Genomic DNA, 24,287 nt, shown 5'->3' with positions numbered 1-24,287 from the left:
ATTTTAATGTAACAGGGAGCCTGACAATGCGGTCAGCAATTAAAGTCTATATAACGTTAATTTGTTCGTTTTTACTCTTCGCCTGTGGTGGCGGTGGCGGCATTACTGATGACGGTAGTGGTGGTGGCGACGGTGGCACATCCCCTGTCACTATTTCAGTAGCATTATCTATTGATAATACTCAAGTGTCTGTCGCTGAACCAGCAAACATTACCGCTACGGTTACTGACTCTAAAGGTCAGCCCATTAGTACTTTAGTCAGTTTTGAATTAAACGATGACAGCTACGGTACTTTTTCTCCGGCAACAGGACAAGTGTCTACCAATGCCGATGGTGTTGCAAAAATCAAACTTGATACCGCTTCTGTAAATACAGGTGCAACTGTTACCGCAACTATTACTTCTGGTGAAACTGCTTCTGTAAATATCACTATGGTCGGTGACGGCGGTGAAGCCGGTGGTGGTTCGCAAGTTTCACTTGTATTGACCAACTCAGCAGGTGCAACAGTTCAAACAATTAGTACACTTTCTCCAGGAAAATTAACGGCTACGGTTACTGGTATTTCTAAGCCGACTATTGTGACTTTTGATACAGATATTGGAGATCTTCCGATAAAAACAGCGGTCACAAATGCTGAAGGTAAAGCGACCGTTGATATATATGCTGGCAGCTCATTAGGTGCTGGTGAAGTGCGTGCTACCTTGCCCACTAACGAAGTAGGCAAAACTATTGTGGTTGTTGGTGCAACTAATGTTGTTATGGGTAGCGGCTCTGGTACAACATTTGTTGCTGGGCAAGCTGAAGTGAGTACTACTAATTTGTCTGCTGGCGGTACAGCAACCATTACGGTAAGAATTCAAGACGACTTAGGTCAACCTTTTAATCAACCTGTTGATGTGAATTTTTCATCGACTTGTGCGACCAAAAATCCTGCTCAAGCAGAATTAAGCTCACCTGTTTCTTCAAGTAATGGTGTTGCTACTTCAACTTATTTGGCACAAGGTTGTGTTGGTGAAGATCAAATAAACGTCACAGCTAATGCGGGTGGCATAAGCTTATCTGCGGTAGGTACTATTAATGTATTACAAGCAGATGTCGGCAGTATTTCATTTGTATCAGCAGTGCCTGAAAATATTAGCATTTTAGGTACCGGTGGTATTGAGTCTTCAACCGTTAAATTTAGAGTGTTAGATAAAAATAGTAATCCTGTTAGCAACCAATCAGTATCATTTTCATTGAATACTGCGGTTGGTGGTGTTGCTATTACACCTGTTATAGCAACAACAAACAATTTAGGCATTGTTCAAACGGTTGTGAATACTGGTACTGTGGCGACATCATTACGTGTGACTGCAAAAGTTGAAAATGGTGCTGTGCCAGCTATATCAAGTCAATCAAAGCAGTTAATTGTGTCTACAGGTATTCCAGATCAAGACAGTTTTTCACTTTCTGCTGAGTTTGTTAATGCTGAAGGTTGGGATATTGACGGCACGGAAGTAACTGTAACTGCACGCATGGCCGATGCATTTAATAACCCGGTTCCTGATGGAACAACAGTGTCATTCACCACTGAAGGCGGCTCTATTGAAGATGCATGCCAAACGGTAAAAGGGGCATGTTCTGTAAAATGGACCAGTCAATTACCGCGACCAGAAGGTGAAGTGTTAATTAATGGTACTGGCGCTATGTTCCGTAACCCTAATTCAGCTTTAGCTTATGATGCTGCATTAAATGTATACGGTAATATTTACGGCCAAAAATACGGTGGGCGTGCAACCATTACCGCCACGGCTATTGGTGAAGAGTCTTTCCCTGATTTAAATGGTAATGGTCGATTCGATGCTAGTGAACTTACTGAGTTTAGAAATGGTGTTGATGTAACAGGGCAACCGTTTGATCTGAATGATGCGTTTAATGACTACAACGAAGATACCCTATTCAATCCTCAACAAGCTGGCGGACAAAGTGGTGGAGCATTAGAAGAGTTAGTTGATTTTAATGCTAATGGTACGTTTGATGTTAAAGATGGATTGTATAACGGCGTATTATGTTCATCTTCTGCGCATGCAGGCTGTGCTGATGGTGTGAACAACTCAAAATCACTTTATGTGCGTCGTAGCCTAGTGATGGTAATGTCAGGCAGTACTGCATACGCTACCGAACGTAGTCAAATTTTAATCGATGATCGTGATGGTCAACACCTTGGTGGCAATATTACTATCGTTGGTAAGGGGTCAGCTTCGGTATTCTTTACTATCTCTGACTTACATAACCAACAAATGCCAGCAGGCTCTATTGTAAGATTTAAAACGTCTGCGGGTTCAGTGGTTAGTGCAAGTGAGTATGTGTGGCCAAGCAGCAATTATAATGGTGGTCGTGACTTTGGTGTAACGATTAAAGGTGAAGATGAGCCTAACTCTGGTGTATTCCTGGTTGAGGTTGAAACACCTAATGGCTTAGTGACTGAAGTCGTTTCAATCGGAGTGAGCATTCTGTAATATGGATTAACCATAAATATAAATAAAAAGGGCGCTTACAGCGCCTTTTTTATTTATTCGAGAAAAAGATATTTTGCATAAATCGATCAGCATTTGTGTACGTTCAAAATTACCTTGCAATAAAAAATGGCCATCGCTAATTAGGATGGCCATTTTGATAAAGCGAGTAGAAAAATTACTTCTGGAACTGATACACACTACCCAGTTTCAATATTTGGGTTAATTCATCTAATGAAGTGCGAGATTCAATGATCAATTGTGGGTCTGCTAAATCTGCAACGGTTAGGCTATCGCGGTAATGTTTATCAACCCAAGTGTTTAAACGTGTAAACAAGGTGTCATTCATGATTGTGTGTTGATTAACCGCTTCAATCTCTAGCTCATTCATCGCCACGCGAAGACGAAGACATGCCGGTCCACCGCCGTTTTGCATACTTTGTTTTACATCAAAGTATTTGACCTGTGTAATTGGAGTACCCAAGGTAACAAGTTGATTTAAATACGCGAATACAGCAGGGTTTTCTTGGCAGTTAGTCGGCGCAATAATCGCCATTTCACCATTAGGTAAGGTGATAATTTGAGTGTTAAATAAGTAGCTTTTAACCGCATCATCAATAGAGACTTGATCGGTAGACACTTTAATAAAGTGTACTTCTGAATTCATTTTTTGACGAATTTCAGCAAATTTTGCCTCAGTATTTAAAAATGCCTGTTCATGGTAAAACAGCACATTCTGGTTGCCTACTGAAATCACATCGTTGTGAAATACACCTTGATCAATCACATCTGGATTTTGTTGGATGAAAACACAACTTTCATCTTCAAGTTGGTGCAAACGCGCAACAGCTTGTGATGCTTCTAATGTTTGACGTGCAGGATACTTATTTGGTTTTGGTGCATTGGGATTGGTTGCACTTTGGCCATAGACGAATAGCTCCACACCCGCTTTACCGTAATCACTGCATAAACGAGTGTGATTAGCCGCACCTTCATCACCAAAGTTAGCATGTTCTGGCAAGTGCAGATGATGTTTGAAGTGACGATCGTTATTAAATGTCGCCTTTAATATGCTTCCTGTGGTTAGTGGTTCAATACTTCTGTGTAATTTATCCACCAGGTTAGCCGGGGTAAAGTGCACTTTACCATCACGGGTATCGGCGGAAGGTGAGACCGTTGCCGCATTGGCCGTCCACATACTTGAGGCGCTGCAGCAAGCGTTCAGCAAAGCAGGAGCTTGCTCAGCAGCTTTTTGTATTACTTCTGAATCAGTTCCGCTAAAACCAATTCTACGCAGTGTATAAAGGTCTGGGCGCTCTTGAGGAGCTAACACACCTTGCACCATGCCTAAATCTGCAAGAGCTTTAGCTTTTAATAGCCCTTGTTTGGCTGCAGCTTTAGGATTAGAGGCTTGTGCGGCATTAGAATATGATGCCACATTACCAAATGATAAACCGGCGTAGTTATGAGTTGGTCCCACTAATCCATCAAAATTTGCTTCAAATTGCTTCATGGCTAATCCTTCATTGATTATTGTTATTAAGATTTCGACATGGAAATAACATTAAATTTGCATGTAAGAAATAACTAAATTACCGCAAGTATACGCAAGCTAAGCGGGTTAACAAGCTGTTTGGTTTTTGTTCAATTAGGCTTTTTTGACTAAAAATGCACTCAAGTTGCTCTCAAAAGTGTTTTATTGAGAAATTAGTTTTAAAAAACGCATATTATTTTTCATTTTTTTTATTTTTGGCTGGAAAATTGCTCATAAACGCACATAAAAAGCAGATTTACTTGAAAGTCTTGTCGCAACACTCTATATATGGAATCAATTTTGTTATTTTCTGAGACTATTTGGCGCAAATCAAACTATGGGTAAATCGTTAGTTATTGTCGAATCGCCGGCTAAAGCCAAGACAATTAATAAGTATCTTGGTAAAGATTTCATCGTTAAGTCGAGTGTAGGTCACATACGTGATTTACCGACTTCGTCCACGTCTGATGGCACTCCTCCAGCTAAAACTGCTGCAGAAGTCCGTAAGATGTCACCTGAAGCCAAAGCTATATATAAGCAGGCTAGAGATAAACAAGCACTTGTTGGCCGGATGGGAATTAACCCTGAAAAAGGCTGGGCAGCGAAATATGCCGTATTACCGGGTAAAGAAAAGGTAGTAAAAGAATTAAAAGCACTTGCAGAGTCCGCTGACCAAATCTATCTCGCAACCGATTTGGACCGTGAAGGGGAAGCTATCGCCTGGCATTTACAGGAAATTATCGGTGGTGATGCTTCACGGTATCAACGAGTGGTATTTAATGAAATCACTCAGTCTGCAATTCAAGATGCTTTTAGTAAGCCATCTACATTAGACACTAATATGGTTAATGCCCAACAAGCACGTCGTTTCCTCGACCGTGTTGTGGGTTTTATGGTATCGCCATTGTTGTGGAAAAAAGTCGCACGTGGATTATCTGCTGGTCGAGTGCAATCTGTTGCCGTGAGATTAGTGGTTGAGCGAGAAAGTGAGATTAAAGCGTTTGTACCTGAAGAGTTTTGGGACATCCATGCTGACTTAAATACCAGCAAAGCTGAACAATTGAAAATGCAGGTGTTGAAATTTCAATCCGCAGCATTTGAACCCATTAATGAAGCTCAAGCCAAAGTTGCCGTTGATGCGTTAAAAGGAGCTTCTTACAAGGTTTCTAATCGCGAAGACAAAGCGACATCAAGCAAACCTTCAGCACCTTATATCACCTCTACATTGCAACAAGCGGCAAGCACGCGTTTGGGTTATGGCGTGAAAAAAACCATGATGATGGCGCAGCGTTTGTATGAAGCGGGGCATATTACTTATATGCGTACCGATTCAACCAACCTGAGCCAAGAAGCGGTAGAAAATGTTCGCGAGATGATTGGTAAAGAGTTTGGTCCCAAGTATTTACCTGCAGATCCTATACGTTATGGTAGCAAAGAAGGTGCCCAAGAGGCGCATGAAGCTATTCGTCCTTCAAATGTGGATGTCCAATCTGCGTCGATGACGGATATGGAGCGTGATGCTCAACGTCTTTATGAATTAATTTGGCGTCAATTTGTGGCGTGTCAAATGACTCCTGCTCAATATGATGCAACACGTTTGACTGTGGTTGCCGGTGATTACGAATTAAAAGCCAGTGGTCGTACATTACGCTTTGACGGCTGGACTCGTGTGCAACCGCCAATGAGTAAGAAAAATGAAGACACTAGCACATTGCCTATAGTGGAAGTGGGTGATGTACTGACGCTTGATCAACTTTTACCCAAACAACACTTTACTAAACCACCTGCTCGTTACGGTGAAGCATCATTAGTCAAAGAGTTAGAGAAGCGTGGTATTGGTCGACCTTCAACTTACGCGACCATTATTTCAACTATTCAAGACCGCGGTTATGTGCGAGTAGATAATCGCCGTTTCTTCGCAGAAAAAATGGGCGAAATTGTCAGTGAACGTTTAGTTGAAAGCTTTAAAGATTTAATGAGCTATGACTTTACCGCCAGTATGGAACAAACCCTTGATGATGTTGCTCAGGGCAAGCTAGATTGGAAAAAAGTGCTTGATGGTTTCTATGGTGATTTTACCAAGCAATTATTGATGGCAGAAATGGATCCGGATGAAGGCGGTATGCGCTTAAATGATCCGGTTTTGACTGATATTGAGTGTCCAACCTGCCAACGTAAAATGGGTATTCGCACTGGGTCTACAGGCGTATTCTTAGGTTGTAGTGGCTATGCTTTACCGCCCAAAGAGCGTTGTAAGACAACGGTCAACTTAACACCTGGCGATGAAGCCATTAGTGATAATGAAGATGCTGAAACCGATGCGCTTCGTGCCAAGCACCGTTGTGGTAAGTGCGGCACCGCAATGGACAGCTATTTAATTGACGAATCACGTAAACTGCATGTTTGTGGTAATAACCCAAGTTGTGATGGTTACGAGATTGAAAAAGGTCAGTTTAAAATAAAAGGCTATGAAGGTCCTTTGATTGAATGTGATCGTTGCAGTCATGATATGGAACTTAAAAATGGCCGTTTCGGAAAATACTTTGGTTGTACTAATACTGAATGTAAAAACACTCGCAAACTGTTAAGAAGTGGTGAAGCTGCGCCTCCAAAAGAAGATCCTATCTTCTTACCGGAACTTAAATGTACTAAGTCTGATGCGCACTTTGTGTTACGTGATGGCGCGGCTGGAATATTTTTAGCGGCAAGTACCTTCCCTAAATCCCGTGAAACCCGCGCGCCGCTTGTTGAAGAGCTGGTGCAATATCGTGAGTTATTATGGGACAAGTACGCCTTTTTAGCCGATGCCCCTGTTGAAGATGATGACGGCAACAAAGCCTCTGTCAGATTTAGCCGTAAAACGAAAGAGCAATATGTTGCTACCGACGTTGACGGTAAAGCAACCGGTTGGTCTGCTAAGTTTATTGGCGGAAAGTGGGTGAGTGAATCGACAAAGTCACCTAAGAAAAAAGCTAAAAAGTAGTTGTTTAATATTGTTTAGTTTACAAACGCCATCATTATGATGGCGTTTTTGTTTGTTAAGTATTTATGAATTGATGCGCTAGCTATGTAAAAATGGCTATATTCAACTAAGCTATGCTGGTTGTTCGGCGTTTATCAGTAAGGTTTAAGTGATGTTACAAAGTATACTAGGTTCTTTGGTGTTGTTTGTCAGCTTACAAGTAATGGCTCAAAACACGGTTGTTAATGATGAAGTTAACATTGTCCAAAACATCGCTGAATATGAGGTTATTGCGGTTGATTATCCACCTTTCACCACCATGGATGCCGACGATTATGGCATTAATTTTTCATTATTAAGCCAACTTATTTCTGGCTTTTACGATTTTAAGGTAAAACCAATATTTTTACCTCCGGCCAGAGCGCAGTTGCAAGTTCAATCTGGCCATTGGTGTTTGAGCTTTTTTCCGCCTCCAGAGTCTCAACAAGCTTATTTTGTGCCGTTGAGCCAACAGAAAGTTGTGTTAGGTTTATTTCGTCTGAAGGAGAGTACGCCATTTTCTTGGGATGACTTATCTGAACTGAAAGGAAAAAGTTTAGCCATTATGCGTTACAAACGAGAAGGGGATTTTCATCGGCAATTTATTCATGCCGGCCTTAATATGGTGCCTATTGAATCGGTTGAACAGGGGTTTAAAATGCTTAAATATAAACGCGTGGACTTAGTTTTTTCAAACCAATTCCCTGATTACTTATTTAAGCACCCTGAAATAAATAGCCAAGACTTTCAATTCTCTAACACGCCCATTTTAGAGGCTCAAGTTGGCGTCTATATTAATCAAGCATGTAAAGAGCAATATCAATTACTGCTTCCTCAGCCAAACTAATTATCATCAATTGATTGTTCAGCGGTTAAGTCATGTTATCCCGCAACTTAACTTTTTGGTAAACAGTATTATTCTTGTTTGCAGTGGAATATTTTGTTTATGGCTATTTAGTTGGCGCTTAACTCACCTTGGTTACCAGCACAAATGCCAAGAGCGATATTTGCCTACCTAGATAGATACAATGTTATCGACTTACGCCAGTCTTCCTTCCTCGTTATATTTAGATCCTGTTAATGTTTTAAAATCCACCACTCAATCTATCTTCAAACTAAAAAATATCCATTTTCGGTGTGAATGTGGTAGTTTGTTCGTTTGATTTTTTTAAGCGAGTTTATTCATGATAGTGGGTTTCGATTATGGCAGTGCTAATTGTTCAATTGGTGCTTGGATCAATGAGAAAATAGAGTTAATACCCCTTAGTGAAAATTCTAATTATTTACCCTCTACGCTCTATGCCATGGATCGTGAGCTGATAGCTGAGGCGGTTTATAATGGTTTGCCTGAAGCCTTGAAAGCTGAATTTTCTCATTTACGCAGTTCACAATTAATGCGGGCGAAAATAATTCGACATGAACTCGATTTATTGATTGATGAACCTACAGTGTTTGTCGGTCAGGCCGCTATTAATGCTTATCTTGAAATGCCTGAGGAAGGTTTTTATGTCCGTTCACCCAAGTCTTTTCTGGGGGCGACAGGACTGAGAGCTGAACAAGTGGCTTTGTTTGAAGATATTGTTACCTTGATGATGCAACACGTTAAACAACGTATAGATCAACAGTTAACTGCTAAAGGCTTAAATACGGCTACCCATGCCATGATTGGCCGCCCAGTTAACTTTCAAGGTATTGGCGGCGAACAAAGTAATCAACAAGCTGAGGCCATTTTAACCTTAGCGGCTAAAAGAGCCGGTTTTACCTCGGTGGGTTTTCTATTTGAGCCACTTGCCGCTGGAATGGATTTTGAATCAACCCTTAACAAACCTGCAAATGTATTAGTTGTCGACGTTGGTGGTGGTACTACAGATTGCTCGTTAGTAAAAATGGGCCCTGAATTAATGAGTAACACGCTGCGAGATCGAGACTGTTTGGGGCACAGCGGACAGCGTATCGGCGGTAATGACCTTGATATCGCACTTGCTATGCAAGGCTTTATGCCAAGTTTTGGCAGTGGCAGTGCTATGTTAGATGGTAAGCCTATACCTTCAAATTTATTTTGGAATGCCGTTGCCGTGAATGATATTAGCGCCCAGCGTGATTTCTATCATTTATCCAGCAAGAGATTAATCGAAACCTTGATCAATGGTGCCGAGCAACCTGAATTACTGCAGCGTTTATTGACCATTCAAAAAAATCAGATGAGTTTTCAGGTTGTGCGCCAAGCGGAGATCGCTAAAGTGGCGTTAACTGATTCACCCGTCCATAAAGCTGCACTGTCATTTGTGGAAAAACAGTTAACTATCGACGTCAGTGTCGAGCTATTTGAGCAAGCCATTGCGCCGTCACTGGATAAAGTCAGTCAATTAATGCGCCAGGCTATGAATAGTCTTGATGATCAGGGTAAGGCGTTAGAAAGCCCTGATATTGTTTATATTACTGGCGGTACGGCAAGAAGCCCTGCAATATACAAACAAATTGCTAAAGTGTATCCTCAAGCGCAAGTGGTGGTGGGTGATCACTTTGGTTCGGTTACCGCAGGGTTAACTCGTATGGCGCAACAATATTTTAAGGAAGCTTAATGAATATTAACGTGAAATTAGTCGCTTTAGTCGCACTCAGTGGATTAATGATGAGCTGTAGTGACGATGTCGGTAAGGTCAGTTTAGGATTATTTACCACTAAAGATGTGATTATTGATGCAAAACATGACCCTAAAATACCAGGAGTGACTTGTCATATTAGTCGCATTAAAGCAGATTTAGATTTTGCCGACCCTTCAGATATGAGCATTAGTTGTCGTCAAACTGGACCTATTTCAGCAAATGATTTAGCAGACATAGATACCAGTAAAGGCGGTGAAGTGGTCTTTAAAGAGTCGTTAAGTATTTTATTTAAAAGCTTAAAAGTGAGACGTATTTTGGATAAAGAAAATCAAACTTTATTGTATTTATCTTATTCAACTAAAGAAACTAACGGCAGCCATAAGCATGCTTTATCAACTGTGCCGCTTTATGGAACGCAGGCATGGAATGCATTGAAGGTTGATGGTCAAAATTAGTGTCCACACTTATGTAGAATGACAAAATAGGCCGCACCAATATCAATATTTGTGCGGCCTATTTTATAAGCGTTTATTATCTCGAGCAGTGGTTACTTAGCGATAGCCTGATTGTAACGCTCAAAAGCACGTTCAAGATCGGCAATTAAATCCTCTGTGTCCTCCAAGCCGATATGTAAACGAATAAGTGGCTTACTGCTATCCCATTGGGTTGCAGATCTTATCTTATCAATACCGAAAACACCCAAAATTAAGCTTTCAAAGCCGCCCCACGAAAAGCCCATTTTAAAATGCTGCATGTTTTCGACAAAGGCTGTAATGCTTCTAAGATCGCCATCTTTTAAAACAAATGAAAATAAGCCATTCGCGCTGGTAAAGTCACGCTTAAAGAATTCATGACCTGGGCATGTTTCAAAAGCAGGATGTCTGACATGGTCAACCTCGGGACGCTTTGCTAACCAATTGGCGACTTCAAGTCCATTTTTATGGTGCTGGGCCATACGGACTCCTAGGGTACGTAACCCTCTGGCCGCTAAAAATACATCATCTGGCGAAGTCGTTTGTCCCATTAAATAGCTGTTTTCACGTAATTGTGGCCAGTGAACCTCGTTTGCCGTTGCGGTACCCATCATGACATCTGAATGACCGACAATGTATTTAGTCGCCGCTTGAATAGAGATATCTACACCCATTTCGAATGGTCTAGAGTTAATCGGTGAAGCCCAGGTGTTATCAAGCATCACTATCACATTATGTTCATGGGCGATGCGACTCAGCGTCGGCACATCTTGTACTTCCATGGTGATCGACCCTGGAGACTCAAGGAAGAGTACCTTAGTATTTGGGCGAATGAGATCACGTATGCCTTCACCAATCATAGGATCATAATAGCTCGTTTCTATGCCAAATCCGGCAAGCATTTTGTCGCATAAATCACGCGTGGGTTCATAGGCGGTGTCGACCATCAGTAGGTGGTCACCGCTTTTTAAAAATGATAATAGTGCCGCACTAATAGCCCCTGCACCGGATGGATATAACGCCGTGCCAAAGCCGCCTTCAAGTTCTGCAATCGCTTCTTGAAAGGCAAAATGGGTTGGCGTACCACGACGGCCATAGAATAACTCGCCATTGGTCTTATTTTTAATAGCAAAACGCATGTCGTCCATGGTGTCAAACACCACTGTAGATGCTCTAAATACCGGCGGATTAATAATGCCTTTAGTGTATTTTTTATCTCGACCTAAGCTGACTATTTGGGTTGCTTGTTTACCGTGTTTATTCATTATTAATTCATCCACTAAAAACCTATTTAGCCATCCTAACATCTATACGGCTAAATGAAAGGGGCGAGAGATAGATAATATCGGCTACATAGGCAAAATGGCTTATGTCGTTTCCACTATGGGTAATGTTAAACAAAACTCAACGCCACTTTGATGTATCTCATCCGCTTGAAGTGTCGTTTTGTTAATGTCATCTTCTATTACACAGCTGACATTGCTCGCTTTAATGGTGCCATGGTGAAAATCAGTTACTAATCTTGCGATATACAAGCCTAAACCAAGATGGGGTTTGTTGGTGGGAATTTGTGGCCTTATTGACACCATAGATTCAAAAATCTGCTCGCTCATGTTTTCAGGTAATTTTGGTCCGATATTAGTTATTTTTAGAATCGCCTGTTTATGATATTGATTTAAGCTGACACTAATAGCACTATCTGGCTGGCTAAATTCAATGGCATTACTAATGAGTTTATCCATTAATTGGGCAATGTATTCTGGAACGCCATTACACATCATAACTTTATCTTCAATAAATACGTTAAAACGCTGCTCTGGGTAGGTCATCTGATAACCTTGCATACAGCCACCGATAACCTTTTTTAAGGGAAATGTGCTGCGTTCAGCATGTGATAAGCTGGCTTCGAGATTAGTTGCCTCAGTTAAGTTATTTAAAATCAGATGTAATCGATTGACACCGTCCTGCGCTCTATTGACATATTTTTTACTTGCTTGATCTAGGTTTTGATTGCTGAGGTGCTCTAAAGAGCTTCGAACAACTGCAACAGGGGTACGAAGTTCATGTGATAGCCGCGATGACATGTTTTCTAAATAGTGAGTATATTGACCGAGTCTGCCGACAATATTGGCAAAGCTTCGTGATAAATCACCTATTTCATCTCGATTTCTTGACGGAGTGATTTGATTTCTGACACGTCCCTGGCTGTCTATGGCTAATTCAGCTTGGTCACGTAAGCGGCGAATACGGCTAGAGATGCTCGATGCAAAAATGAATAGTGCCAGTGTGCCCATGCTCATAATCGTAAGAATAACGTTAAATAGCTTTTCCAGTGCCCGATTACGCAAGCTACGGATACCGTGAGTAGTTTCTTCGGCTATAACAGCCCCCATCACCTTGTCATCAATCCAAATAGGGCTCGCAGCCGCTAATACGACCGCTTTACTGTCTGGGGTTAATCGCCAGGTTGAAGCCTGTTTACCTACTAGGGCATTTTCAATATGGCTACCACTTAATTCAGTTGAGTCCTGTAATGAATCGATAAAGTCCTGTGGCGGTCTAGTGAGAATTTTATAATATAAGGGTAATAAGTATTGTTTATGGAAGTGTGCCCAGGAGCTTTGAGTTTGGGCGTCATCTAAATCAGCATCCCAGGTATTACTTGATGTGCGAATATCACCTGAACGCGCTAACACTCTGCCATGATTATCGACCACCCAAATGCGTGAGCTGTTGTGGCCCATACCTTTAACAATACTTTCTATTTCAGGCGAAGGCACCAGAACTGTGCCTAATTCTGCTACCGAGTTGGTGGCTGAAGTGCCGACAATATTAATTAAATTGCGCGTCTCATTGTCATCCACATTATGAATAGCGAATCCGAGTTTACTGCCAATCATGTCTAACGGAATACGGAACTCAATATTGTATCCATTAGGGGTTTTCTGCCATTGGCCTTGAATACGATTCTCAGGGATGACGGGCATTGATTGTGTTGGATCTTGAGGTAACTGATAAGCGCTTAACCAGCCATCCTTGGTATTGGCAATGACATAGCGCCTAAATAAATTATCGGGCGCAAGCGTAGCCATCACTAAGTGATCGTTCCTGTCGACCCTTAAGCTATTTTTACTGCGATAAATAACTTGGGAGTCATTAACCTCAAAAAAGCCATAAAGATAACCAGCATATTTACCCACCATATGGGTAAAGTTAAGGTATATGTCTTGTTGTGCATTTTTTTGATAAACAATGTGTTCTTTTCCATAATATAACTTACGGTGACTGTACAATTGCCAGTCTTCTAACTTTCCGTCAAGTTGAATTGGGCCCGATAATGGATAAGCATACAAGTCGCGGCCCTTTTGGACTTGGGTTAAAAAGCTGGCTTGATTATCAAACAGTTTAGGGCGTTCATGCAGTGCGGTTGCCAACGCTTGAGTGGTACCTTCTAAGGTTTTCTCTTGTCCATGGCGCAAGTACTTTTCCATTTCCCATACATATTCATACCCAAGCCAAGGTAGGCAGAGTAAAAATAGTGACAGTATAATCACTTTAGCCCTTAGGCCTAATGGCAAATACATATTGAACATCTTCCTTACAAGCTGTCCCAGCGATAACCCATACCATATACAGTATCGATACAGTCAAATTCACTGTCTATGGCTAAAAACTTCTTTCTGATCCGCTTTACATGGGACGTAATGGTGCTGTCATCGACATAAATTTTCGCTTCTTGCATTAAATCCTGACGGCTGCGGACATGTCCTGGGTGTTTAGCCATGGCGTGTACCATCCAAAACTCGGTAACGGTCAATTCAATCGGCTGTAACTTCCAAGTGACCTGTATGCGATTGCCGTCAATTTGCAAGTGATTGCGTGTCATTAGATTATCTTCAATCGGGCTTGAACCGATTAATTCTGAACGGCGAAATAATGCGGCAATACGCGCCAATAAATGCGGGAAACTGACATCCTTGGTTAGATAGTCATCAGCGCCTAACCTTAGACCACAAACAGTATCAAAATCGCCACTTCGTGCGGTAAGAAAGATAATCGGCAAGCTACTCGACATGGCGCGTAAGGATTGGCATAGAGTAAAGCCGCCATCAATTTCACCTTCAAGGCCAATATCAATGATGGCTAAATCGGGCAGGCGAGCATTGAAGGCTAACATAGCCGTTGGACGGTTAGGGTAGGCTTGTACACTGTAGCCTTGTTGCTGTAGCACTTCTTTGTAGTTGTCGCGGATAGCGGCTTCATCTTCAACAATCGCGATGCGTTTCATTAATCAGCTAATTCCATAATCTGTTTATTGTTGTGACTATACAGCAATTTATAACGGGTTAAAGGCTTCCAAATCAATTGCCATTTTGTTGCCACAATTGAACATAAGATTGCCATTTTTAAACCCATAAATAGTCATTTCTGTGTTGTTTAATAGTTTCATCGAGTCGAGGACTCATGTCGAACAACTCATTTATCAATATTAAAAACAGGAATGTCATTATGAAAAAGCAACTAGTCGCTATCGCCGTTATCTCATCAGTACTGTTTAGTAACATAAGCTATGGCGCTCAAAGCAACACAATACCAGAACGTGAAAATACTGAAGAACTTGTTGGCTTAAGCTCAGGCATTATATTGGGTGCCGTGGTTGGTGGACCTATTGGTGCTTTTATTGGCGCATTAACAGGCTCATTAATTGGTAAGTCAGTCGGTGATGATTCTGAGATTGAAGCACAACAATCTTTATTATCGCAGCAGCAATATGAAATTAATGAGACTAGCCAAAAAATTGCACAAATGAACCAACAACAACAGTCCTTAGAAGAGGTGAAATCAGAGCTCGCTCGACTTAAAGCGCATCAAAAGCAAACCTTAGCTGAATTAGGTGTGGGAATGAATGTGCAATTTAAAACCGGTTCAAGCCTCATTGAACCTTTGTTTAAGCAACAGTTAGATAATGTGGCTTACATGATGGCATCAATGCCTGAGCTGAATGTTGATTTAATGGGCTTTGCCGATCGTCGTGGGAATGATGATTTTAATCAGGCGTTATCAGAGCAGCGCTTAATTGAAGTGACCAACTACATTGTGGCGCAAGGAATTGATAAGTCACGTTTACAAGGTCAGGCCTATGGTGCCAGCGCGCCAATGCATCCAGATCAGAATGTTGAAAATGATTTTTTCGATCGCCGAGTAACATTAACGCTTATTCCAGAAAGTGCGCAATTAGCCGCCAATTAATTTAACCGTTTGTTCCACTTTATGGACTTAGTTAGCGGCATGAATACCATGCCGCGAAGGAGATGTTATGTTTGTAAAATTGCCCTTTTGGTTGTATTTAGTCAGTGTATGTTATTTCAGCTTTCCCTATTTGAGCCTAGCATCACAAGATACATACTCGAATCGAACTATCACAATTGAGGCTGATGAAATCACTCAAGGTCTGATTAGCTACCAGATTAATAGTCAGCATAAACAGATGTTTGCCCTAGATACTCAAGTTGAAATGACAGTATCAGGATTAGTGAATAGGGTGACGGTGAAGCAGATATTTAATAATGTTGAAGACAGCTGGATTCATGCTAAGTATGTATTTCCTTTACCTGAAAATTCAGCGGTTGATGGGATGAGTTTACTGATTGGCGACCGGATAATTGAAGGTGTTATCAAACCAAAGCAACAGGCTAAACAACAATTTGAGCAGGCTAAAAAACAAGGCAAGCAGGCGAGTTTAGTCAGTCAGCAACGCACCAATGTGTTTACCACTCAATTGGCGAATATTGGTCCGTTACAGCAAGTAACCGTTGAAATTACTTATCTGCAAACAATCAGTTATCAGGATGGTTTGTTTAGTCTGCGCTTTCCGTTAGTGGTTGCGCCGCGTTATCGACCGGATTTTCAACGCAGTACATTTTCTGAAACTAAAGAGCTAATATCGCCCATGCTTGAACCTCTAAATGTGCAGCGTAATACTGAGGGACAAAATGCATCAGCAAGCCATAAGGTATCGATAGATATCGATATAGATGGTGGTTTTGATATTACCGAATTAAATAGTCCTTATCACGATATACAACAAAATCAAAATGGACGAAAAACCAATGTAAGCTTGCAGGGCAAAGTGCCGTTAGACCGTGACTTTGTCCTACAATGGCAAACAAGTGTTGGTGATGAAGTGGCTGCCACGGTTTTTTTTCAAACGGGTAAAACCTATCAAGATAAAGCTAATGCTGACGTCAATCTTGACCAGCCAAAAGATATTTATGCGATGGCTATGTTATTTCCACCCACATTGACTTTAAAAGCTCAGCAGCAAATTAGCCGAGAATTAATCCTTGTTATCGATACCTCTGGTTCAATGGCGGGGGAGTCAATCATTCAAGCTAAGCAGGCGTTGAATATTGCCTTAACAGGACTTAAACCAACCGACAGTTTCAATATTATCGAATTTAATTCTGATGTCAGTGCATTATTCAGTGATGCAAAACCAGTGAATAGTTTGTATTTAGAACAAGCAAAGCGATTTATTGGTTCCTTAAATGCTGATGGCGGGACCGAAATGGCACCAGCATTAGATAGGGCATTGACCTCCAGCATTAACGCTAAAACAGGAGGCCTGAGACAGGTCATATTTATGACGGATGGTGCGGTATCAAATGAGGCACAGTTATTTGAACAAATTAGCTATCAGTTACAAGATTCAAGACTGTTTACGGTCGGGATTGGCTCGGCGCCTAATTCTCACTTTATGACAAGGGCTGCCAGAGTCGGACGAGGGACTTTTACTTATATAGGTAAGTTAGAGGAGGTAGAGCAGAAAATATCCCAGCTTTTGACCAAAATAAATCAGCCGATATTAACCGATGTTGAATTATATAACCTTGATGGTAGCGTACCGGATTATTGGCCCGCACAGATTGATGATGTTTATCAGAGCGATCCCGTTACAGTCAGTTTTAAAATGCCTGCTGAACAATTACAGCCAGTGATTATTTCAGGCCATATTAATGGCCAATATTGGCAACAACAACTGGATTTCAATCAGGGCCGTGCAGCCGTGGGAATTGATTTACTGTGGGCTAATACACAAATAACCGCATTAGAGCTAAGCCAAAGTCATGCGAATCGTCAAAAAGTGGCCAAGCAAGTTGAAGCGTTGGCTATGCAATATCATTTAGTCAGTAGCCAAACCAGTTTATTGGCGGTTGATGTTACTCCGGTTAATCCATATCACTCTGACAAGTCTGAGCGTCAATTATCGACGTTATTACCTGCTGGGTGGCAAGCAAGTGCGAGTCAGCAAGGTGTGTTACCACAAACTGCGACAGCGAGTCGTTTATGGTTGCTTATTGGAATGAGCTTACTAGCATTAACCTTACTTTATGGTCTATGGCTAAAAGGCTTACTGCCTGCGCAAAGGCTCATTCTAAATAGTGCGGAATAACATTATGTTAGTTAGATTAACAAGAACAATTAACTTGCGATGGATAATTTTTTTTACTCTGCTAATTATAGCGTCAGCAATGATTATAAAGGGAGGCTACATGCAAGCTAAAGCTCATTTTGCTCAGTATTTGATTGAGCGTGCATTCGTACAAACCTTGATTGATAACAAGCCGCATAAACCTTGGTCTTGGGCTGATACTCATCCGGTAGCAAAAATACGTTTCATTGACCGGCAGCACAAACTAGATAAACAAGATATCTATGTTTTGGCGGGAATATCAGGCAGAACATTGGCATTTGGCCCTGGTTTATATTTAGGTGGGGCTAATGTAGGTGAGCAGGGAAATACCATTATTGCAGGGCATCGAGATAGCCATTTTCTGAAGCTAAAGCATTTAGTATTGGGAGATACTATCGAGTTGCAAGATGCCCAGGGTCAGTACACTCGTTATCAGGTGACCGATTTACGAGTGGTACACGAAACCCAAGTTGATGAAATGGCCATGACAGATGACAGCCGGTTAACCTTAATAACCTGCTACCCATTTGATAAATTGGGCGGTGATGCAGACCTTCGTTACATTGTAGAGGCAAAGGCTGTATCAATAAGTCCGTTAAGCTTGATTTAATTTGGCTAATTACTAGTTAGATATTGGCATAACACGGTTGCGACCTAGTCGCTTGGCTTCATAAAGCAATTTGTCAGTCGCTTCGATTAGTTGACCGACATCTTGCTTGGGTTTCCATTCTGATACACCAAAAGATGCGGTGATAGAATCAATTACTTTCTCACTGCGTCTGTCTTTTACACTGAGTTTTTCTATCGCACGGCGAATGGCCTCAGCAAGATGACGAGCGACTCTTAGCTGGCTTTTAGGCACGATAATAGCAAACTCTTCACCGCCAAATCGATACAGCTTAATGCCGTCACGACAAGCTTCTTGTACACGCTTTGCCACTGTTTTCAAAACAAGATCACCTAGTTGGTGACCAAAAGAGTCGTTAAATTTTTTGAAGTGATCAATATCAATTAAAATAAGACAACAGCCTTCTGGTGCCAACTCAATTTGGGCATTGATATCTTCATTAAAAGCACGACGATTGAGTACATTAGTTAACGCATCATACAGCACATCTTTCTCTGACTCAGCCAAACGTGTTTTAAGTGTATCAATTTCCGATTGGGCTTTTTGTAATTGCTGGGTAAAACTAACCGTACTGGAGCGAATGTTTTCAGATTCTTTGACTATATTACGCACAACACCGATAACTTGCTCTAATGAAAAACCTTGGTTTTCAAGATCGGCTAAACGCGTAAAGTCTTTATTAATCTGTGCTTGAAATGATTCAGTATCTGAATTGGTGTCTTTTAAAGATTGCGATAAGTCACATACCATGGCATCGAGGTTTTTACGCATATCACGTACATCAAGCTCTACGGGATCTGCTACGTGCTTACGAAATAGTAATTCACTGGTAACAGGGGAGCAGGTTTGATTTTGCTTAATTGCATTATCAAGTTCGGCATTCAACTGTGGATTTTTCTCTCCAACATAGGCATACCATAACGCATAATTAATTGGCGTGGTGGGAATTTGATACTTAAGCATTAAAGGCACGGCTTTTTTTAAGTTAGCTGCAGCAAGCTGTAAAAGCGTGGTCGACATCTTAACCCTCTAATTATCTATAATAATGATAATAAAAATATAGCAGTAATATTGCGGTGTGTAACGCAAAAAAAAAGCATCTAATGATGCTTTTGATTTTTTAATTCTTGATTTAGAAGGTGTACTGTACTGAAATCATTGGTCCAGTAAAGCTGTAGTTAATTTTGTAGTCGGCAATATAAAAGTCTTGGTCTAAGGCGGTTAATGTTTGCTTATAATCTACATCAATTTCATAATAATTAAAGCCTGCAATTAATGACCAATCTTCATTTAATTCAGCTTCTACTACCGCTCGAACATCTACCAATGAACCTGCTATATCGTTATATTTTAGCGAGAAGTACTGTGCATAAGCTTTAAATACCCAACCAGGCGAGAATTCATAGTCACCATAAACACCAAAGTTTGGTAATGGTGCTGTTAAGCTTTTATCTACAACTCTAGGGGTGGTTATTGTTTCACCGCAATATTGCTCAAGCTGAGTGTTGGGAACACATATTCCTATTTCACCTTCAAAAGCCGTTTTAATAAACATGGTGTGTAAACCGACAGAAGCACCTATTGTATAGTTCTCACCCTGCCAAATGTCATAACCATAACCTAGACGTAAAATATCAATGTCTAAAGTTGATTTTAAGCTGATACCAGCTTCAACATCATAGGTAATATCTGAATCTGGCAATGTGAACTGAAAGTCTTTTGCAATTTCAGGAGATTGGGCTGTGCGGTGTAAAGATTTATAGTCTAAATAAATATTATGTCTTTGATTGAATGTGTAGGCTAATTCAATAAAAGGTAAAAACTGTTTTTCTTTAAGGTTTAAGTCATTTTCAAAATCTAATGGAAATGTGCCCCCTGTACGAGGGTTAGTTACTACCATGTACGAGTCAGAATTTGCATATAATCCACCAATATTTATAGTGAATGAATCTGGCAAAACATTAACTTGTTCTGGAGTGATGACGTTATTATCATCGGCAAATACTGGGGTTACTATAAACAGCACCGCACACGACATCAAAGTTTTGAACATAAATAAAAACTCCGCATTTATTCTTTTTATAGTTATTGCTCATTGGTGGCAATATGCATTGATTACTCGTTAGATGTTTCTTCTAAATACGCGTCGACAGAAGAAAATGAAGTAACTAAAGATTCACGAGTAGTATGACTAAGTGTGTGTGGCAGAAATGCTGTCACTAGAACACACCCATGATATTAGCATCATGTAAGCAAATGTAAAAACTTTGTTTCATTAAAGTTGCGTTAAATCAAATTTTTCTTGTGTAGAGGATGAAAAATGTAAACTACGGCCTGTTTTATGCTGTTTTTATCGACTGCAAGTCGAGAGTTAAATATCAAAATTAGGATGATTTGTAGGTATTTAAAAAAACTGATTATTTAAAAATTGGCTGGCTTGACAAAAAATAAAGGAGCTTAAAGCTCCTTTATTTTTAATAAGTTTAAATATTCAGCCTTTAGGCGCTATTTAGTCTTCGGCAGTTGATGTTTCTTCTTCATCATCGCTTACCTCATCGAAGTCGATTTCAATTTCAACTTTGGCAGATTGGCCTGGGTTATGAATGGTGCCAACAACAGCATAAAATGGCTTACCTTTGGCTAATCTAGTGTATTTAGACCAGAGTAATTCGATTGGTGTCGTCGGTGGCATTAACCCTTGGGTCGCTTTAACAAATTGGTCTTCATCTGGTGAACAAGGCAGTTGTGTACCTTCAGATAAATTTTTCAGTGCTTGACCATGTTGCTCAAGTAATTCAGCTTCCTTGTTGGTAAAGTCTCCACAACGTTTAAACCCTTTTGGGAAATTAACATCATCGTAGAAACGTTTGTTGCTTACAAAGCTAGCTGTGCCATTGGCTATAGTGTCAATACTGGCAGCTACATGTGTATATGATTGCTGTGACATGGCATTTACCTATAAGATTAAGTGAATAAAGATTTCAATTGGAGTATTGGCCAGCTTGAAATTTTTTTAAATCAAAATATTTTATCCATTTCGGTGAAGAATTTTTATGGACACGGATTTATTAAAGACCTTTCTTGAGGTTTCAAAGACACGGCATTTCGGTAAAGCGGCTGAAAATCTTTTTTTAACTCGAAGTGCGGTCAGTTTTAGGGTTAAGCAATTAGAAACCTTGCTTGGGGTGGAGTTATTCGACCGTGTTCGCAATAATATTCACCCAACCCCAGCAGGAGAAAGAATGCTGGGCCATGCTGAAGCCGTGCTAATGGCGTGGGAAAGGGCGAAACAAGATGTTAGTTTGCACCAAGATAACTTGTTACAACTAACCTTGGGTACAGGGCATAATATTTGGGATACTTATTTACAATACTTCTTCCAGCCTTTACATCAAGGATTACCCGGAGTATCACTTCGCACGGAAGTGATTACTCCTCAAGCTATGACTCGACAGCTGATTGAGCGAAGTATCGACATCGCGATTAGTTTTGATACCCCAAAATTAGAAGAGGTAGACATAGTTAAGTTAATGGATGTGAGTTTGTGTTTAGTGTGCCATCAAGCGGGGATGACATTAAGTAATATAGACACGATAAATTATATTAAAGTAGATTGGGGGACAGCGTTTAATATTGCCCATGCACAGACTTTTACAATGCTACCGGTTCCGGCTCTTCATACCAGCTCGGCAAGAATGGCGCTCGACTTTTTACTTAACAATGGCGGCAGTGCATTTTTACCGTACTCATTTATTGAGCCGTATTTAGCATCAAAGCAAGTATTTTTAGTTGAGCAAGCCGCTACGATTGAACGCAGCGTATATGGTGCTTTTTGGACTGGAAATGAACGAAGAGAGCAAATTGAAAAGGCGCTAAAGCTGTTACAAGCTAAAGGGCCTGTAGCGCCAACTTAACCAAGGCAGAAATAAGCAAGTTAAATTCAATGTAACTTGTGCTTCCTGCCTTTTTTAAGACTGGAATGATTACCAAATTAATGGGCCAATAATAACGGCCCAGCATATCCCACAAAATAGTAAACTGAGAAAAACAGCTGCTGAAGCGATATCTTTGGCTTGACCGCTTAAAGGATGCATTTCACCGCCAAAACGGTCAACTACCGCTTCAATAGCTGAGTTGAGTAACTCTACAATTAGCACTAAAAAAACGCCTAATATTAGCATTAAGCGTTCTAATGTGCTGACATCTATGAGCAATGCTACAGGGAGCAGAATTGCTGCTAATGCAAGCTCTTGCCTAAATGCTGCCTCATCCCTAAATGCTGCTTTAAATCCCTGTATGGAAAAGCCTGTTGCTCTAATAACGCGTTTAAATCCATGATTATTTTTAGGTTTCATTCAAGCCTACGTTTTATGTACTACACTAAATTCTTTACTGATTATGCCATTCTTCTTTATATTTGTTAATCAAGTATTCAATGTTGGTTAACTTTTGTAACCAGTTTGGTCATGCAAAGGACTGCTCATGAATAAATTTTTGATTTGTATAAACGCTATCAATAACCAGCAAGTAAATCTAAAACACACTTCCACAAACTACAATTTACTCGGTTATTATCTGATTCTGATTAGTGTGTTAATCATGCATTTTGTTTCTAGTGATGCCCAAGCTGAGGAAGTAATACCTAAACCGCAAATACAATTAGCTAAGTCATTAACGGGGGCTATCCACATTGAGGATTACCTTGTTAGTGAAAAATTAGATGGTGTAAGAGGGTATTGGGATGGGAAACAGCTACTGACTAAAAGTGGCAGGTTAATTAACCCTCCCGCTTGGTTTATTAAGGATTTTCCTAATACCGTATTGGAGGGCGAGTTATGGATCGGTCGTGGACAATTTGAAGCTATATCAGGTCTGGTGAGGCAGGCTGAAGCAGATGATGCTGCCTGGCATAAAGTAAAGTTGATGTTATTTGATTTGCCTTTGTCAGAATTAACTTTTGAGCATCGATATCAGCAATTACAAGTCATTGCCGCTAAATCTGAATATTTACAAGCAATAGAACAGGAAACTATATCTTCCGAACATGAATTATATCAGCGTTTAAAGCGTGTTGTTGCTCAAGGGGCTGAAGGTTTAATGTTACATCGAAAACAAGCTACTTACGTTACAGGTCGTACAGATAACATATTAAAATTAAAACTTAAAAGTGATGCTGACGCTATAGTCATTGGGCATACTGATGGCAAAGGCAAGTATACCGGCGTGATGGGCGCATTAACGGTGAAAATGCCAAATGGAATTGTGTTTGATATTGGTACTGGTTTTAGCGACCTTCAACGTCAAAAACCACCTTCCATAGGCACATTGATAAGTTATCATCATATTGGCTTTACTAAAAATGGGGTGCCAAGGTTTGCAAGCTTTTGGCGGGTAAGGGATGATGAACCTAAAGAACCGTAAGTTTCTGTGGTTTTAATTATTATTAGTATCAGTATTGGAAAGGTAACCTAATGGTGATCACAGAAGTAAAGTCAGTGTTATTTGTCTGCATGGGTAATATATGTCGCTCGCCAACCGCAGAGGCTGTTTTTAGACAGAAAGCTAAGCAATGTCAACTAGATATAAAAATAGATTCAGCAGGTACGATAGCCTATCACCAAGGTAACTCACCTGATCCTCGCAGTGTGAAAGCCGGTAAGGCTCGTGGGATAGATTTTAGTGGTATTCGCGCACGGCAGGTTACTGAGCAAGACTTTGCTGATTTTGACCTTATTCTTGCTGCTGATGCCGCTAATATGAAAGATCTTGTGACACGCTGTCCGAAGCAATATCAACATAAATTATCAATGATACTTGCGTTTGGTGACACAGGTGTCAAAGACCTTAAAAATATCAAAGATGTACCTGATCCATATTATGGCGGTGACAATGGATTTGAGCAGGTGATAGATTTACTTGAAAATAGCTTGAGCGCTTTGGCTAAGCTCATTGCAAAAAAATAAACAACACAGTCGGTCATACGTTTTTATTAGCTAATACAATCGATAATTATTGGATTAGCTAATAAAAAAAGCATGAAATTCATGCTTTTTTATTTAACTAACTTTAATAGGGT

At 40.5% G+C, this 24,287-nt stretch carries 19 protein-coding genes; 11 read left to right on the top strand and 8 right to left on the bottom strand.

Going from position 1 to position 24,287, the window contains the following annotated elements:
* Positions 1-26: 26 nt before the first annotated feature.
* The gene (locus ACRWQL_RS02725; protein ID WP_434940568.1) at positions 27-2,498 is read left to right on the top strand and encodes a hypothetical protein; all 2,472 of its coding nucleotides are present in this window, start codon (positions 27-29) and stop codon (positions 2,496-2,498) included.
* 175 nt (positions 2,499-2,673) lie between these two features.
* Here ACRWQL_RS02725 and astB read toward each other — a convergent pair whose 3' ends face one another.
* Positions 2,674-4,008: an N-succinylarginine dihydrolase gene (gene astB / locus ACRWQL_RS02720; RefSeq protein WP_434952216.1), complete on the bottom strand. Its 1,335-nt coding sequence runs from the start codon at positions 4,006-4,008 to the stop codon at positions 2,674-2,676.
* 358 nt (positions 4,009-4,366) lie between these two features.
* Here astB and topA point away from each other — a divergent pair, with 358 nt between their 5' ends.
* The 4 genes from topA (at position 4,367) to ACRWQL_RS02700 (ending at position 10,091) form a co-directional block, all read left to right on the top strand.
* Entirely contained in the window at positions 4,367-7,012 is a 2,646-nt protein-coding gene (topA, locus tag ACRWQL_RS02715) for a type I DNA topoisomerase (protein WP_434952214.1), read from the top strand.
* 151 nt (positions 7,013-7,163) lie between these two features.
* Complete coding sequence (locus ACRWQL_RS02710; RefSeq protein ID WP_434952212.1) at positions 7,164-7,877, top strand: substrate-binding periplasmic protein; 714 nt, start codon at positions 7,164-7,166, stop codon at positions 7,875-7,877.
* 337 nt (positions 7,878-8,214) lie between these two features.
* Positions 8,215-9,612: a molecular chaperone gene (yegD, locus tag ACRWQL_RS02705; RefSeq protein ID WP_434952211.1), complete on the top strand. Its 1,398-nt coding sequence runs from the start codon at positions 8,215-8,217 to the stop codon at positions 9,610-9,612.
* Positions 9,612-10,091 carry a CreA family protein gene (locus ACRWQL_RS02700; protein WP_434952209.1) on the top strand — a complete coding sequence of 160 codons (480 nt, stop codon included), beginning with the start codon at positions 9,612-9,614 and terminating at the stop codon, positions 10,089-10,091. The genes yegD and ACRWQL_RS02700 overlap by 1 nt, the downstream gene beginning before the upstream one ends.
* Positions 10,092-10,183: 92 nt before the next feature.
* On the opposite strand, the gene ACRWQL_RS02695 is transcribed toward ACRWQL_RS02700, so the two are convergent.
* The 3 genes from ACRWQL_RS02695 to pdsR all read right to left on the bottom strand — a co-directional run bounded on the left by ACRWQL_RS02695 (position 10,184) and on the right by pdsR (position 14,397).
* Positions 10,184-11,374, bottom strand: a complete 1,191-nt coding sequence (locus tag ACRWQL_RS02695; RefSeq protein WP_434953452.1) for a cystathionine beta-lyase — start codon at positions 11,372-11,374, stop codon at positions 10,184-10,186.
* Between the two features lie 102 nt (positions 11,375-11,476).
* Positions 11,477-13,702, bottom strand: a complete 2,226-nt coding sequence (gene pdsS / locus ACRWQL_RS02690; RefSeq protein ID WP_434952207.1) for a proteobacterial dedicated sortase system histidine kinase — start codon at positions 13,700-13,702, stop codon at positions 11,477-11,479.
* Positions 13,703-13,707: 5 nt separating this feature from the next.
* The gene (gene pdsR, locus ACRWQL_RS02685; protein WP_226410203.1) at positions 13,708-14,397 is read right to left on the bottom strand and encodes a proteobacterial dedicated sortase system response regulator; all 690 of its coding nucleotides are present in this window, start codon (positions 14,395-14,397) and stop codon (positions 13,708-13,710) included.
* 221 nt (positions 14,398-14,618) lie between these two features.
* Here pdsR and pdsO point away from each other — a divergent pair, with 221 nt between their 5' ends.
* The 3 genes from pdsO to ACRWQL_RS02670 all read left to right on the top strand — a co-directional run bounded on the left by pdsO (position 14,619) and on the right by ACRWQL_RS02670 (position 18,193).
* On the top strand, positions 14,619-15,359 hold the full coding sequence (gene pdsO / locus ACRWQL_RS02680; RefSeq protein WP_434952205.1) for a sortase-associated OmpA-like protein PdsO: 741 nt from the start codon (positions 14,619-14,621) through the stop codon (positions 15,357-15,359).
* Between the two features lie 67 nt (positions 15,360-15,426).
* A complete protein-coding gene (locus tag ACRWQL_RS02675; RefSeq protein ID WP_434952203.1) occupies positions 15,427-17,562 on the top strand; it encodes a marine proteobacterial sortase target protein in 2,136 nt (711 codons plus the stop codon).
* 4 nt (positions 17,563-17,566) lie between these two features.
* Entirely contained in the window at positions 17,567-18,193 is a 627-nt protein-coding gene (locus ACRWQL_RS02670; RefSeq protein WP_434952201.1) for a class GN sortase, read from the top strand.
* A 12-nt stretch (positions 18,194-18,205) separates the two neighbouring features.
* On the opposite strand, the gene ACRWQL_RS02665 is transcribed toward ACRWQL_RS02670, so the two are convergent.
* The 3 genes from ACRWQL_RS02665 to ACRWQL_RS02655 all read right to left on the bottom strand — a co-directional run bounded on the left by ACRWQL_RS02665 (position 18,206) and on the right by ACRWQL_RS02655 (position 21,158).
* Complete coding sequence (locus tag ACRWQL_RS02665) at positions 18,206-19,231, bottom strand: GGDEF domain-containing protein (RefSeq protein ID WP_226410199.1); 1,026 nt, start codon at positions 19,229-19,231, stop codon at positions 18,206-18,208.
* A 112-nt stretch (positions 19,232-19,343) separates the two neighbouring features.
* Positions 19,344-20,264 (bottom strand): hypothetical protein, encoded by a 921-nt coding sequence (locus ACRWQL_RS02660; protein WP_434952200.1) that lies wholly within the window; start codon positions 20,262-20,264, stop codon positions 19,344-19,346.
* 456 nt (positions 20,265-20,720) lie between these two features.
* Positions 20,721-21,158, bottom strand: coding sequence for a DUF413 domain-containing protein (locus ACRWQL_RS02655; RefSeq protein WP_434925909.1), 438 nt, complete (start codon positions 21,156-21,158; stop codon positions 20,721-20,723).
* Between the two features lie 106 nt (positions 21,159-21,264).
* On the opposite strand from ACRWQL_RS02655, the gene ACRWQL_RS02650 reads away from it, so the two are divergent.
* The gene (locus ACRWQL_RS02650; protein WP_434952198.1) at positions 21,265-22,125 is read left to right on the top strand and encodes a LysR family transcriptional regulator; all 861 of its coding nucleotides are present in this window, start codon (positions 21,265-21,267) and stop codon (positions 22,123-22,125) included.
* A gap of 69 nt (positions 22,126-22,194) precedes the next feature.
* Here ACRWQL_RS02650 and ACRWQL_RS02645 read toward each other — a convergent pair whose 3' ends face one another.
* Complete coding sequence (locus ACRWQL_RS02645; RefSeq protein ID WP_434925911.1) at positions 22,195-22,566, bottom strand: diacylglycerol kinase; 372 nt, start codon at positions 22,564-22,566, stop codon at positions 22,195-22,197.
* 127 nt (positions 22,567-22,693) lie between these two features.
* Between ACRWQL_RS02645 and ACRWQL_RS02640 the strand changes: the two genes are divergently transcribed.
* The gene (locus ACRWQL_RS02640; RefSeq protein ID WP_434952196.1) at positions 22,694-23,632 is read left to right on the top strand and encodes a DNA ligase; all 939 of its coding nucleotides are present in this window, start codon (positions 22,694-22,696) and stop codon (positions 23,630-23,632) included.
* A 50-nt stretch (positions 23,633-23,682) separates the two neighbouring features.
* Positions 23,683-24,174, top strand: a complete 492-nt coding sequence (locus ACRWQL_RS02635) for a low molecular weight protein-tyrosine-phosphatase (protein WP_434952194.1) — start codon at positions 23,683-23,685, stop codon at positions 24,172-24,174.
* The last annotated feature ends 113 nt before the right edge of the window (positions 24,175-24,287 follow it).

The organism is Shewanella sp. HL-SH4, assembly GCF_051164845.1.
Lineage (GTDB): Bacteria > Pseudomonadota > Gammaproteobacteria > Enterobacterales > Shewanellaceae > Shewanella > Shewanella glacialimarina.
The sequence above is the reverse complement of the archived record's forward strand: the minus strand, read 5'-3'. Positions and strand labels throughout refer to the sequence as shown.